This is a genomic window from Desulfoconvexum algidum (assembly GCF_055382125.1).
In genome coordinates, this window is sequence record NZ_AP042394.1 from 2,437,485 (window position 1) to 2,452,338 (window position 14,854).

Consider the following 14,854-nt stretch of genomic DNA (forward strand, 5'->3'; position numbering starts at 1 on the left):
AAATATCGAACACTCTATGAATAAAAGGGGCCTCCCTTCAATTATAGACACATGTGTCGCACTATAGCACTTCAAAATTTTGCTAACTTTTAGATAAAATTAGTTAGAACATTTTATTTGAAAAATATTGCCCAAAATATGAAACTCCTATTTGAATCTCCTTTTCAGGAACCCCTTTAGCATCCAATTGCCAAGGGTGATGCAATCCCAGGGCATTACCTTGACTCTTAAGGCGCTTGATCAAAGATTTTAAATTTTTAGACTTTACTTTTCTTAACCCTTCTTCATATGCATAGCAACAAAGAGCAACTGCCTCTCGAAGTGTTCTTCTGGCGTTTTCGGACCCAGAGTATAATGCCCCATTGACAGCATCTATGTAATAGGGGATCGCCTTTTCGTTTTGCCTGTTGCAAACATACCACATTCCTCGAAAACGTGAAAATTCCCACCAGTTTGGATTATACTCTTTCTTTTTTTCAATCTCAGACTCCGCTTTTTTTATTAATTTCAACATCTCCTGCGGATCGGTCATAGCGCTTTCTCTATTTACAAGTGAATCAAGGAGGCCCAGAGAACACTCAAGTAAAGGCTGCATCTCTGCTGTTACTTTCTCTACTGGAAAAGGAAGAAATTGCCTCAGATACTCATAATCCTGTAGAGGTTGAAACTTTTGCATACAAATAAGTATAAGATTCACTCTTGATTCGTAATTCACAGTCATTTCATAAAAATTTTGAAGAGCTTTCGAAAAATAGAGGGACTCATTAATAATATCCTGATCACCATCATCAACCGAATAGTCTGAAAAGAACTTTGTCAGCAAACCGTCTTTTCCCCAAACACTTGAAGAATTTGGGGTTACCTTGCCCGAGGTCCAATCTCGATAATTATCTTTTGCAGTTTTGATTTTGTTTAATTTCGTTTTTGGAATACCAAAGTCTTTTATGAATTTATTATAATCGGGATATTTTTGCTCCATCCATTTTAATGTCGAGGCGACAGGCTTATCACCTACAAAGATATTATAAGCATCAAGTTCTGAAAGATAAGTTTCTTGTCTTTGAACAACAAACTGAAAAACAAAGAGCGTAGAATAATAGTCAATAAGCCAAGGTAGACTCTGCTTACGGCTAAAACCAGCCAGAGACACATTTTTGATCAATTCTATGTAGCGGTTTTGTACTGTCTTGCCAAACCACTTAAGGTATTCTTCAAATGCCGGATGTGGCTTAAAGGGAGCCGTAAAAACAATCTCTCTCAGAGGGTCTATTATCGTATAATCAAAATCACCTTCATTAGATAGTCGATCTAAGTTCTTTGCCATTCTATAGAGAGGGTGAGAGCTATCATTTGTTTCATTAGGTTTTGAATCAAGAACTGCAGCGATTACACGCAGGACTTCGCCTAAAGTCGGATATGCTGTTTGAAATTTCATTATTGACTATGCCTTTCTGCAAGGTTAGGCCTATGGAAAACCATAGGCCTATGAATTAAATTAAAACTTCGTTATTTGCCTCTAGGGGGATTGTTCCCCCGTCCTCCACCAGAAGGGTTGCCTGTTGTACTTGGTCCATTTGGAACTCCACCCATTTTGATCTCCTTAAATTAGATTAATATCTTCGATTTACCATATGTAAATCATGGGAAAAGAGATACCAAAAAATGAAGCGGTTTTGTTCACCAAAAAAAAATTGGATCTGAAATCCATGCCGAGGAAATAGGACTTGGATCTGTACAACCTTAGGTTTCATTAGACATTTAGGGTGAATCCGTCACGGGCAATTTGGAATAAGGCCTCCCCCCGCAAGCAGACGGGGTATTCACAACCGCTTAAAAAAAAGCCTGGCAAAACTATGGTCTGCGGCGCTAAAGAAAACGCCCCAAGGAGCAAAGTAGGATAATCTTTGAATAAAAATGAGGTGAAAAATCAAAGAGTGAAAAGAGTTCAATCATGGTATTATCGGTCACAAGGCCGTGCTTGAAAACAGCGTTCAATAACAAAAGTAATGTCGTGGGTTTCCATGATTGTAAAACTCAAAGATTCTCGCATGATTGGCATCAACATTAATACAGATTTTCGGTGATGTATTGTTTTGGTATCCGTGACAATTCCGACTGCTGAACACTCAAGACAGGGATACTTATCCTTGAGTCGAGCGTAATAAATCTTCGACTGACACTATGCTTAATAGAAACGCCGCATTCAGTGGTTTGTCCGATGGAATGCTTTATTAAGCATCGAATATCTGACGAATTTCATTTATGGCTTTCCATCGGGAACCACGAGTCTGTTTATATGATGTTTCATCTGCAACTTTCTTTCCTTTGGCGAGTTGCTTTTCCTTGTATTTGGCCCACATTTTTTCCTGATGGTCTTCCATGCTTGGAAACTCCTTTAAATCTAAAGAAGCAAGGCCCACTGATTCTCTATTAGCGCCACTTGGGTGTGGTAAGTACGCAATTTCCTTACCTCGTTCTTCAAGATATCTGTGTACAGTAACTCCATGAATATACACCTTTTTGGTCAGGGCTTTCTTGGCTTTATTTCCAAGCACTAACAGATATGAAATGCTGTCATTTGATAAAATATCGGGTACAAATCTGTTTGTAATGCATGAGATATTTGATTCATATTTCCATGGGTCAAAATCTGACGAACTCCCGTTGAGTGTCAGACTTGCACATTTTATTAATGAGGTTGTTAAAAAGTGACCGCACTTATTCAGGTCTATATTATCTGGCAAAGCATCTAATCCAAGCTTTTTGGTAACTCCTAAACCATTCATCATTCTCGCCAAGTCTTTTTCCAGTCCTTCAAATGCAGCTTCTAATGCCGCTTCTTCATATGATCCTGAATAGTTATATTTTTTAGTAAATTGCCTGAGTTGGGTATCCGCTGGAGATAGCCCAACAATAGCTACTTTATGATGTTTGGTGGTTTGGCATTTTCCCTGTGTATTACCAATCATGGCAATGTACAGAGCTCTGTCACCATCTTCTAAAAACTTAAAGTCTGACTCTTTTGCCTTCCCAGATTCAGGAATTTGAACATTATCTCCATTGATACAAGCCATATTGCAGAAATTTGTTGAATTCACGCTCACATCCTTGATGCTTAACAGGTAATTATCCGGTTGTCCGCATATCTTTCAAGGTTTTGATATAAAATGTATATCATGAGAATCTGCATGATATAGGATCCAAATTTAAGATTGCGTTTAATAAATGATGCCATAGCAACATTTATGAGCAATTGTAAAGAAAATTCCATTCAGTTAATATAGATATTACTGTGGAAAGGCCAATAATCAACTATACATGATTATGGCTCAACCTTTTAATGTAAAATTGTTTTGAATTGTATCAGTATCCTTAATTATTCCAGCTATTGAATACTCTTCAATCGGATACTAATCATTGAGTGAAATCAAATGGCCTTGGATGCATACAGAAAAACGTTTTTAGATCAAATTTTGGGCGAGCTATATTTCCTGTACTGATTATTTAAAAGACATATTGACAGTTTCTAAAAAAATGTTATTAAATTTTTGATTTGAAAATGAAGGATTATCCTGTTAGCTATAAAAGGCATGAAAAACTTTCTAAAAATATGCATCCGCTTTATCCTTCTCATGCTACAGGTTGTATTTTATCCAGTTAAAATTCTCAACAACATTATTTACGGCACTTCGAGGCCGAATATAGTAGGGTATGCTTGGTACTCAAAGAAAGAATACCCTAAGATTATACAATCTTCGAATGATCCATTAGATGAAATCGTGCCAACATATGATTTGTGGAAAACAAGAGCGAATAAATTTATCCATACATACGAAGGAGAAAGAATGATTATTTTCAAAGTGACCATTGAAATGGAGGAGCTTGAAAACTGGTTAAAGGATAAAGGCCTTTTAAATACTGGAGAAAATCGGCAAAAATATGTGAACTATCGTATGCGTAAATTTCTAAAAAATGCTATCATATAAAAAGTATGAAGACTCAAACATTCTTGCGTTATGGCTTAAGCTTTTAATGTGAAATTGTTTTGATTTGTATCGGTATCCTTAATTATTTCAGCTATTGAATACTCCACCTTAGGATACTAATTGTTGAGTCGGAAAAATCGGAAAACTCAATTTTTTATATTATTGAATTTAATATGGAAACATAGCCTGGGTTGAAGCCCACGGCCCATATAATGGAATTGAAATTTCAAAGTTGAAAAACCGGCATATACTATATGTGGGGGTGCCTTCGATTTGTATTGACTGAGTCTTTGAAATGCCATTCCCAACAATGATATTTTCTATTTAAAATCGTTAAGAAAGCAAATGGTATCTTGTACAATTTCAGACCCGGGAAAATATAGGATTGGATAATAATCTTTAACTGCCGATTTTGACCTTTAACCTAACGGTTAACTGCAAATACTATTGAACAGACCCTTAATATCTATTAATAATTTTTGTTTAAATTCAGGAAAATAATTTTTCCCTATTTAAGACGCAGGCTTCTTGTTGTCTGAGGTTTGATGGATACTTTTTACAAATTTCTGGCCGCACTTCATACACATCACAAGAATAATTGCCATTATTCTCATTTAAGAAAAAACAATCTCCATTTTCTTTAAACTGCAAAAGATATCCTTCATATGCTATACCTTTTGAGTTTATGGGTATACCAAAATGCAATCCTGTAAATAGTTCTAATGAATTGATTTCATTTTTAGATAATCTTATTAAAGGATAATTTTTACAACATTCAGCGCATTCTTTACACATTTTCATAGATATAAAATTCTCTATTTGGCTTTTAGTGTTTTTTATCCACATCGATCTCTGCGAAAATGATGAGTGCCTTTCGTAGAAATAAAAAGACCCCGAACGATATCCTGTTCAGGGTCTTTTATTTTTCAAGTCATCAAGATGACTTTATTTTAAAACAAATAAAACGGTTTACTAAACCACGGTTACATTTGTTGCTGCAGGACCTTTCTGGCCTTCTTCAATGTCGAATGTAACACTGTCACCTTCATTGAGGGATTTGAAACCGGTGGTATTAATGCCTGAATGATGTACAAACACATCTTTTCCACCGTCTTGTTGTTCAATAAATCCAAAACCTTTTGAGTCGTTAAACCATTTTACGATACCGTTCGCCATGTTGGCAATCTCCTAAAAAAAAATAAAAAAATACAAGTTTCTAACTTTGGGGGAAACACCGCTTTTATTGTCGGGAATATACACCTTGGGAGGGAAACCTATGTGCCAATACAATATGGCACAATCCATACAAAATAAACGAATGCCGATTAGAAGTCAAGCATTAAATATTTTTTTGATAATCAAATTGTCATCCATTGGGAATGTTAATGCTGCTGTGTTTTATATATATTATAAAAAACATTCTGAGAAAATTGCCGGGGATGATGCCTGCGGCTCATATAGTTTAACTGAAATTTCAAATCTGGAAAAAGACCATATACCATATATTGGGTTTCACAAAACCTGGCTGGACTGAGCCCTATGAATACAAATAGGTTTCACTGGAATCTGATTTCCCCCACTACTGAGCCCTATGAATACAAATAGGTTTCACTGGAATCTGATTTCCCCCACTACTGCTAAAAAATATAACCGCCTTTTGAACAATAGATTCCAGCATTTGATGATAGATAGTCTGAGGGTTAACACTGATACTTAGAATCACGCATTTTTTCAATTACTTTTTTTTTCATCCAGCACCTCTCGGATCAAAAAGCATAACTCTTTCCCAGCAATAGGTTTATGGATATATCTGGCGATCCCTATCTCTTTTGATTGTTCTTCATTGAGTTTTTCACTGTAGCCGGTACAAAGGATAACAGGAATATCATTCCGTATCTTTAAAATTTTTAATGCAAGTTCATCACCATTCATTTTTGGCATTGCCATATCAGTTATGACAATATCAAAGTCTTGGGGTGCTCGTTTAAATTCTTCGTAAGCCTTTTTACCATTTTCAGATACCGTCAACTTATAGCCATGACCTTCTAAAAACTCCTGAATGGAAAAGCGGATATTCTCTTCATCCTCAACAAAAAGTATGGATTCTGTACCTGTTGGAGTTTTTTTATCAAGAATCCTTTTAATGCTTGTGTTACTTTTTTGTTCGATAATCGGCAAATAAATTAAAAAAGTAGAACCCCTGCCAACGGTACTGTTGACGCTGATGCTTCCTCCATGATCCATAACTATTGCACGGACCATTGCCAACCCTAATCCTGTTCCTTTCTCCCTGGTTTTTGTTGTAAAGTAAGGATCAAATATTTTCTCAACAGTATGTTTATCCATGCCGTGCCCGGTATCACTGATTTCAAGTTCAATATATTTTTGACCCTTATTTAAAATAGATACTTTGTTTGGATCAGGTATATATGTTTCATCTAATTTAACTGTCAACTCTCCGCCGGAGTCACTCATGGCATGATAGGCATTTGTACACAAATTCATTAAAATCTGATGCATTTGAATCGGATCAGCAAAAATTGAAGCTTTGGAATTAATTTTCTCTTTTATTTCTATTGTTGTCGGAATGGTTGATCTAATCAGCGTAAGAACTTCCTTAACAACGACAAATAAATTGAAATATTGTTTTTCATAATCCGTTTTCCTGCTGAAAGTCAGTATCTGTTGAACTAACTGGGTCGCCCGTGAAGCAATTTTCACTATATTTCTAATATCTATCTTTGCTTTTTCACGATTATCAATATGCATTTCTGCTAATTGCGAATAACCGAAAATACCAGAAAGAATATTATTAAAATCATGGGCAATCCCCCCGGCCAGCGTACCAACCGCTTCCATTTTTTGGGCCTGTATTAGTTGTTCTTGCAGTTTTTTCTGCTCTTTCTCGGCCTTCTTGCGAGGTGAGATGTCAGTGAGTGTAACTATCCGATTATCGCCAATTAAGTTAAGATTAATAATAACAGTTCTAACATCGCCATTCCTATTAATAATCCCGCACTCATATTGAGAGGGAGGGCTTTCTCCCTTGGTTAAACGTTGATTATGATAAGTCTTCATTCTTTCCATATCTTCATTAACAACAAAATCTGACCATTTCTTTTTCTCAATTATTTCGAATTTAGAATATCCAGTCAACTCTTCAAACATTGCATTACACTCTCGAATGATTCTATCTTCACCATAAAGAACTGTTGCTGTCCCTTTATTCTCAAATATACTTCTGAATTTTTCTTCACTTTTTTGTAGTTCTTTCTCCGTCCGCTTCCGATCGGTGATATCACGGGTTATACCGATGATACCAGCAGACAATCCATTTTCATCCCTCAGCAAAGACGTGTTAACCTCAACCGGGATGACGACACCGTCTTTCCGGATTACATCGAGTTCCAAAACCATTGACTTATCCGAGACAACTTCCTGCTTGCTATCCCAGCCTATCACCTCAGAAAAAATTTTGATTGCTTTTTGATACGATGTAGGGGTGAATACCTGATCGAACGGAATTTGGATAGCCTCATCAGGCTCGTATCCACGCAACTTTCGAACCGATGGACTAATATAGGTATACTTTAAGTCCTTATCCAATACCCAGATAACATCAGTCACGTTGTCAGCCATCAATCGATACTTGAGTTCACTTTCCTTTAAGGCTTTTTCAGCCTGTTTACGCTTACGTTCCATTTGTTGCAATCGTAGCTCACGCAATCCGGTTTCGGCCAACATAACAGCCATATCGCAAAGGAATAACATCACATTTCGGAACTTATCTTCGTTAACGACAGGCACTTCGTTGAGTGCTTTAAGGTAGGATTTTAAGTCGTAACCGTAATCTTCTGCCTGTTTTCTGAACCGGTCGATATTTGGTTTTTTCAAGAGAATCTGTCCGGTAAACAGATTTGCCAAATGCATACCTTCAACGATGATTGGTGTGGCACCATCCACAAGACCGTTTTTGCAGGGCCTGATGCTCAATTCTTCCAACCGCTCTAATTTCGACGTCAGGTCCAGATTACTCTGTTTGCAATGCACTTCCGAACTCGGGCAGGCACGGTGGAATTTCATACAGATATCACGCCATCCTGTTCCTATTAGCAGTTCCTGTTCCGGATAGGAAACAAGGCCAGTCGTAAACCCTGTCAGTTGAGAAAAATGCTCGAAAGTTTCCCTCAATCGTTCGATATCAACCAAATCTTTAAATGCGTACGGGTCATCAGAAAGACCGCATTCTTTTTTCCAAGTATCCACTGTTCCCCTCTTCCCCAAAGACATTTATTCAGCATTCTTACGCTTGCCTAATTTTTTTTCGTTTTAAAAATCAGTATTTAAGTTTTCCATCAGAATCTTTTAAGACATAATTTCCTAACGCACCAATGGAAACTCCCAAGTTTCACATTCTGTCAGAAAAATTTATTGTCTCTGTAATCAATCTTTTAAATCATATCTGTAGGCAATTTTAGAGAATATATTATATTAGACAATTGGGAATTGCAAAAATTTAAAATTATTCATCCGCTTTCCTTCTGAATTATGATGATATAAAAGTATTCTATGTCGTTGACAAATTCACTGGATATATCTTTTTTCAAATAGTCGCCCTAAAAAAACGGTCAAAACGGTTTAAATATATACAAAAGACTCGCTTTTAGACTGTCCGAGAATTGTCATTTGTTCTTCTTTTTTTTCATTTCAATATACCAGTCTTCATTGCCATAAAGCTTATCTGAACATTCAGTACAAATGCCGTGGCTGAATTTTGCATCCGAATGTTCCTGGATATAACCCTCGATCTGATTCCAGTATCCTTTATCATCTCGTATTTTCTTGCAATAAGAGCAGATGGGAAGCAATCCTTTAAGTTGCTTAATTTCTGCCAGGGCGATCTCTGTTTTTTCTTTTTCTCTTAGAAGGTTGCTTGTGTATTTGTCGATATCTTTTTCGTAAGAAGAAATTAGATGACTAATCTGTTTTTCAAATCGAATTAAGATTAAGGAGGAAAAGAGCATGATAACAGCAGCAATAAAAAATGAATACATTCTTTGAATCTTTAACGTCTTTTTCATATCTACGGTTTCTGATTGGATTAATTGATCTACATCATCCAAATAAACACCAGTAGCAACAATCCAATTCCAGGGCTCATAAAGCTTGGCAAATGACATCTTGTGTGCAATTTTTTCAGAGCCTAACTTTTTAAAATAATATTCAAAAAAAATTTCACCATCTTTTTTGATACCGTTCAGTTCGATTTCATATGGTTTGTAACCCATTATATCTGTTGTTTCTGTAGAAAGCCAATCCCCTTCCGTATTTGGCAGGTTAGGGTGAATCTGCCTGATTGCATATTTATCCCCCCCTTTATAATCAACAATACGGTTTACCCACACATAGCCATCATCAATTAATCTTAGATTGCGAATGCGTGAGCTAACTCTTTTAATACTAAGTTCCTCTATCAGTTTTGGGGTAAGATTTTTAGGAACAGATATCTTTTGAACGAGTTCACGTTCGGTTTTGATTGAAAAAATGGTCCGTTCAACAGCATTTCGTAAAAATTGTTTTTTCTCTCTAATAATGCCTGAAGAAAGCTGATCTATCTTCTTAAGATATTCATTATTTAGGCTTCGTGAATAGATCATAGAAAGCAGTATCACAAGAATAAGTATTGATGAAATAGAACCAATGTAATAGTAAAAACGAATTTTGTTTTTTTCTATAGATATATTTCCGATTTTCAAGAGGTTCTCCCTTTAAGCTCAAAAATGAATCATAATACATGGAAATCTCTATTATTGCAAAAAATTAAAGAGAGGGCTTATGGTAGTTTGGTTACCGGTTGTAATTTCAAAACAGGCAGCGATAAGAAGAAATAGTGATGGGTGTTTTGCGTCAAGGGGTGGGTGAGTTTTATAACGTGTGGCGGACCGTTTATAATTCCTAATAAATTGAATTTTCTGTGGTGTTTAATGGTATTATCTGTCAGGAATCAAATCCAATAAATTACCGAGCGCTTCATCCACCAGTTCGGGGTTTTTAAGAGTTGTCATGATACAAGATATGGTATGAATAGATTTTTCAGTTTCAGATTAGAAATTACAAATTACAATATATAGCCGGAAGCAAAGTCAAAAAAACCAAAACCCGCATTAAATTTTATTGCGGATACAGTAGACAGTGCTCAAAACCCGAGAAATATTTTTTCAAAATCTCTTGAAATGAAGTTGATATATTAATTGGAATGTGCGATATCATAAGCTCTTGGTTTCGGTTTATATAGAGTAACATCAGTTTTGCCAGCCGATGCACCAGTAGTTGATTAACGAAGGTTTTGCCAAGATCACATCCACTTGAGCCCTTCATTGTTAGCCGCTTTTTCTCTCTTCACACCCATCTGTTATTTGTATTTTTCCAGAATCTCCTGGATGATGCCACTCGTCTGAACTTCCTGAAATGCTGACTGCGCTCGTTCAACAATGGTATCGGAAGTCTTCTGACTAAAGGCCATGTAATAGCCATGCTCGAACAAAAACAGCACTTGTTCGAATTCTGGCAATGGCAAATTTTGTTCCTGTGTCCGAATTTTGAGCGTGGCCTCAACATCAAGAATCAGATCAATGCGATCATAAAGCAGTTTCCTCAAGTTAAGCACCTGATCGGAGACACCATCCAACGATTCCTTGGGAAAGCCGTTAGCGGTGAGAAATTGTCCATGAATGCTGTCTCTCAAGACCCCTATTTGATACTGTTTGGCATCATCAAGCGTCTTGACGACGACATCCGACCGGGTGCGATGTTTATAGAAATAAAATTTCTCTGACGGAAGTAACATGCCAACCCATTTGAACAGTTTCTCCCGATCCTCGGTGCGCAAGATCGTATAGATTAACACATTCTCATCTTCTAATGCCATCGCATACGCTCTCGCCCATGGATAAACCCCTATTTTTCCATCCTTGATAGTCATTCCCGCCTGTTGAAGGGTATGCTCGACAATTTCCGTCGAAATACCGATTACATTGCCATCTTTGACAAAATTATAGGGTTCCCAAATCTCTGTCACCACTATAATCTCCTGAGCATCAGACATGCCGCACCACAGAAACAGCACCACAACAATCACCATTCTTGCATGTTTCATTATACGATGTCCTCCTTGTTTAAATCATCTCCTGACGTTGACGGGTATCCAACATGCGACGATTAAAGACTTGTAATCTATAAATCAGTATCAGCGTTTCAACTTTGTGTAAAGCGCTATTCAATTATATGGGAAAGAAGCAGACTCAAAGAGACAAACTCTTCTGTAAACTTAATTGGAGAGTAAGCGGATTTTGGTTCAGGCCCCGGAAATTATTTTCCAAGAATCTGCCAAAATGTGATCTATATATTAGTAAGTGTAATATGAGAAAATGCCCGGCGATGATTCTCGTGGCTTATATAATTGAATCAAAAATTCAAAATTGAAAAAGTGTCATATACCACATATTGGGGTTCCCAAATTTTGTCTGGACTGAGTCTTTAAAATACCACTGAACGCCCATAAATAGGGATTCATCCTGAGCCATTATACACTATTATCACTTTTCTACTATCACAAAAACTCACTCAAAAACGGCTTAACCTTGTATTTTTTTTGGGGGAGGGGGAGAATCACACGAAGGTTTCAGCTTACAATATACCCTTTAGTCAGGGCCTGATAATCTATCATCTAAGATTGCTTTCTTGCATAGTCGTGTTTCAGTCCCTTGTCTAAAGCCCTGCTAACGGTCTGGGCGAGCTCGCTGGCGATCATAGGTTTCATGATCATATCAACAATACCATTATTTTTAAGAATTTGGGATGTTAACCCTTCACTGAAACCCGTACAGAGAATGATCGGGATATCCGGCCTTAGTGCTATAATCTGCCTTGATAATTCAATACCGTTCATGTGGGGCATTGTCATATCTGTTAACACCAGATCAAAATCATTAGGATTTTGTTTAAATAATTTAAATGTCTCCAGACTACTTCTCAATCCAGTGACTTTATATCCGAGTTTTAAAAGTATCTGGGATATCCAGTCAACAATTGATGCTTCATCATCTACTAAAAGGATTCTGCCTTCTCCTGTTGCGAGAGGTTTGTCAACAGTAACTTTACCTGTGACAGGCTCACCCATATGTTCTGGAATTATCACCTGAAAGGTTGTTCCCAGACCGGGTTCACTATGAACTGTAATAGCGCCATTCATATCCTTGATAATTCCATAAGCTATCGACAAGCCCATGCCAGTTCCCTCACCACGTTCTTTGGTAGTGAAAAAGGGTTCAAAAATTCTTTTAATAGCCATTTTTGGGATACCGCAGCCGGTGTCTGTGATCGTCAATTGAATATACCGGCCCGGTTTTAATTCGTTTATTTGAAAGATTTCACTAACCTGGATCTCAATCGATTTTAGTCGAATATCAAGCACACCACCTTTATTTTTCATTGCATAAGCTGAATTAGTAAAGAAATTCATGAGAACCTGATGAATCTGAGTCGGATCTGCCAGTATAACGCTGTCTTCCGCATCAAACGATTGTTTGATTTCTACATTACTCGGAACCGAAGCCTTTAAAAATTTTAAACACTCTTTAATCAAGGGTGTGATCTCTACCAGGCCTTTTTGCACGTCTGCCCTGCGGCTGAATGTTAATATATGCTTGACCAAATCCCTGGCTCTTATACCAGCAGTCAGTACATGGTCGAGATGCTTTATTACATCTTTGTTGCCGCTGACACCCAATTTTGCGAGTTCTGTAAATCCCAACACAGAGGATAAAATATTGTTAAAATCATGGGCAATACCCCCAGCAAGCGTACCAATTGCTTCCATCTTGTGAGATTGGCGGAGCTGCCCTTCTAATTTTTTTCTTTCTTTCTCTGCTTGCATACGCTCCGTAATATCTCGAGCAATGCCCAACACGCCAAAAAGCTGGCCATCGCTGTCATACATTGGTGTCTTTATAGTTTCAAGAATTTCATGATGTCCATCATCGGCATAAGTGACTTCCTCTTCATTAATGCTGGAGCCGTCTTTGAACATTGCCAGTTTATCATTCTCCCGGAACAAATCAGCCAACGATTTGTCAACAAAATCATAATCTGTCTTTCCGATTATTTTTTCTTCTTTGGCGCCAAAGAACCTTTCGAATCTGGAATTACAAAAAAGATAAATTCCATCCTTATCTTTTAACCAGACCAGTTCCGGGATCGTATGGATCAATGTCCGAAGGTAGGATTCACTTTGCCCCAGAGCTTTTTCTGTACGCCTACGTTCTTCAATCTCTTTTCTGAGATCTTCAGTTCTAAGATTTACCACACGCTTCAATTGTCGATTCCAAAGCAAAAAGCATATAATTAGAATTAAAATTATACATGCAATTATGAGTGAATATCTTTTAATCTCTTGCATGGCCATTCCGGGTTCTACCGTCAGATGAATCCATTTTTTAAAAATGGATTTTTTCTCATCCTCGGTAATTAGGGCCATTCCCTTTTCCAAAATATTGCTTAATTCAGGCCAGTCAGAACGAACAGCAAATCCAGAGATATTGGGTGGATCTGTTTCTCCGGCAAGTTTTAAATTTGTGATCCCTTCTGATTCAATATAGAAGCTCGTTGTTGCCAGATCGCCAACAAAGGCATCAACCATACCAAAAGAGACTTTTCGTAAAGCCGTTTTTAGCTCCGGTACTAACTCTATATTCAATTTGGGATATTTGATACGGATTAGGTCAACATAGCCATAACCTGAGACCATGACAACTTTCATACCTTCGAGCATATCTAATGAGAGGTGGGCATTTACATTGTTTCTTGTAATGATAACAGAAGGGATTTTCAAGTACGGTGTAGGAAATATTAGATATACTTCACGTTGAGGTGTTTTGACCACTGCATTTAAAACATCGACCTCACGGTTTTTAATTCGTTGGGTGACATCATCCCAGTTTGCGCATCGGATGACCTCAAACTTTATGCCGAGTTTTTGTTCAAGGAGTTGAGCAAAATCAGCCGCAATACCTGTGTAAAAACCTTTCTGATCAAAGAACTCAATAGGTTTGAACTCGGGATCTGGTGCGAGTTTTATGATTGGGTGTTCTTTAAGCCATGCTTTCTCATTATCGGTCAAATTAATTTGATGTGTCGCTTCCTTCCCAGACACACTTGGCAATCCTGCAAACATACCCAGAGAAAAGAGAAAGCAAAACATAAGCAATATCAATCGAGAACATGTCTGAATTTCTTTTTTTAATTTCATATGTTTTTCCGGATTACTTCTCCTTTTCGTATTTATTAATCTTCCATATTAAAAATACATAACCTCATTATCTCTTTCTCAATATTGAAGATTTTAATGGTACTTGAAGATAATTTAAAAAAAGAGGGGTAGCAAGATTCAATTTAGAATACAGGAAAAAGCTATCCATGGCAAAAAAAATATTACCGAGTATATATGGTATTAGCTGTCAGGAGTCAAATCCCCCTATTTACCGAGCGTTTCTTTCACCAGTCCGGGCTTTTTAGATATTTCCAGAATACCATATCTGGTATGGGCAAATCTTTCATCCTCAGATTTAAAATTAAATTATATGGGATAGCCTGAAGTCAAATTAAAAAAGCTTGCTGTAAATTTTATTGGAGATGAAGTTGATTGCATGATAGGCATCAATTTTGATTCAGAGAACCGGTCATGTATTCTTTTGGTATCCATGACAATTTTGGCGATTGGATACTCCACTTTTGGATACTTAATCTTAACTCCACTCCAATTGTTTTTCAATATGATATATAATTATATAGATCCATTTTTCATGCAGTAT

Annotated in this window: 9 protein-coding genes; 1 reads left to right on the top strand and 8 read right to left on the bottom strand. The window is 37.0% G+C overall.

Translation table 11 applies throughout. The features are described from left to right. Positions 1-103: 103 nt before the first annotated feature. Positions 104-1,435, bottom strand: a complete 1,332-nt coding sequence (locus ACZ45G_RS11140) for a hypothetical protein (RefSeq protein WP_464178038.1) — start codon at positions 1,433-1,435, stop codon at positions 104-106. A 796-nt stretch (positions 1,436-2,231) separates the two neighbouring features. Beyond that, complete coding sequence (locus ACZ45G_RS11145) at positions 2,232-3,098, bottom strand: uracil-DNA glycosylase family protein (RefSeq protein WP_464178040.1); 867 nt, start codon at positions 3,096-3,098, stop codon at positions 2,232-2,234. Positions 3,099-3,845: 747 nt separating this feature from the next. Between ACZ45G_RS11145 and ACZ45G_RS11150 the strand changes: the two genes are divergently transcribed. Next, the gene (locus tag ACZ45G_RS11150) at positions 3,846-3,986 is read left to right on the top strand and encodes a hypothetical protein (RefSeq protein ID WP_464178043.1); all 141 of its coding nucleotides are present in this window, start codon (positions 3,846-3,848) and stop codon (positions 3,984-3,986) included. A gap of 489 nt (positions 3,987-4,475) precedes the next feature. On the opposite strand, the gene ACZ45G_RS11155 is transcribed toward ACZ45G_RS11150, so the two are convergent. The 6 genes from ACZ45G_RS11155 to ACZ45G_RS11180 all read right to left on the bottom strand — a co-directional run bounded on the left by ACZ45G_RS11155 (position 4,476) and on the right by ACZ45G_RS11180 (position 14,292). After that, a complete protein-coding gene (locus ACZ45G_RS11155) occupies positions 4,476-4,832 on the bottom strand; it encodes a YkgJ family cysteine cluster protein (RefSeq protein WP_464178045.1) in 357 nt (118 codons plus the stop codon). A gap of 126 nt (positions 4,833-4,958) precedes the next feature. Beyond that, positions 4,959-5,162 (bottom strand): cold-shock protein, encoded by a 204-nt coding sequence (locus ACZ45G_RS11160; RefSeq protein ID WP_464178047.1) that lies wholly within the window; start codon positions 5,160-5,162, stop codon positions 4,959-4,961. A 555-nt stretch (positions 5,163-5,717) separates the two neighbouring features. Beyond that, on the bottom strand, positions 5,718-8,252 hold the full coding sequence (locus tag ACZ45G_RS11165; protein ID WP_464178050.1) for a PocR ligand-binding domain-containing protein: 2,535 nt from the start codon (positions 8,250-8,252) through the stop codon (positions 5,718-5,720). A 416-nt stretch (positions 8,253-8,668) separates the two neighbouring features. Then, positions 8,669-9,742, bottom strand: coding sequence for a cache domain-containing protein (locus ACZ45G_RS11170; RefSeq protein ID WP_464178052.1), 1,074 nt, complete (start codon positions 9,740-9,742; stop codon positions 8,669-8,671). A gap of 656 nt (positions 9,743-10,398) precedes the next feature. Next, positions 10,399-11,142: a substrate-binding periplasmic protein gene (locus ACZ45G_RS11175; RefSeq protein ID WP_464178055.1), complete on the bottom strand. Its 744-nt coding sequence runs from the start codon at positions 11,140-11,142 to the stop codon at positions 10,399-10,401. A 570-nt stretch (positions 11,143-11,712) separates the two neighbouring features. Continuing rightward, complete coding sequence (locus ACZ45G_RS11180) at positions 11,713-14,292, bottom strand: ATP-binding protein (RefSeq protein ID WP_464178057.1); 2,580 nt, start codon at positions 14,290-14,292, stop codon at positions 11,713-11,715. Positions 14,293-14,854 lie beyond the last annotated feature (562 nt).

What these genes read in the sequence shown, in the direction of transcription:
- ACZ45G_RS11140 (WP_464178038.1), bottom strand. Translation starts at nt 1,435, where the DNA reads ATGAAATTTCAAACAGCATATCCGACTTTAGGCGAAGTCCTGCGTGTA.
- ACZ45G_RS11150 (WP_464178043.1), top strand. Translation starts at nt 3,846, where the DNA reads ATGATTATTTTCAAAGTGACCATTGAAATGGAGGAGCTTGAAAACTGG.
- ACZ45G_RS11155 (WP_464178045.1), bottom strand. Translation starts at nt 4,832, where the DNA reads ATGTGGATAAAAAACACTAAAAGCCAAATAGAGAATTTTATATCTATG.
- ACZ45G_RS11160 (WP_464178047.1), bottom strand. Translation starts at nt 5,162, where the DNA reads ATGGCGAACGGTATCGTAAAATGGTTTAACGACTCAAAAGGTTTTGGA.
- ACZ45G_RS11175 (WP_464178055.1), bottom strand. Translation starts at nt 11,142, where the DNA reads ATGAAACATGCAAGAATGGTGATTGTTGTGGTGCTGTTTCTGTGGTGC.
- ACZ45G_RS11180 (WP_464178057.1), bottom strand. Translation starts at nt 14,292, where the DNA reads ATGAAATTAAAAAAAGAAATTCAGACATGTTCTCGATTGATATTGCTT.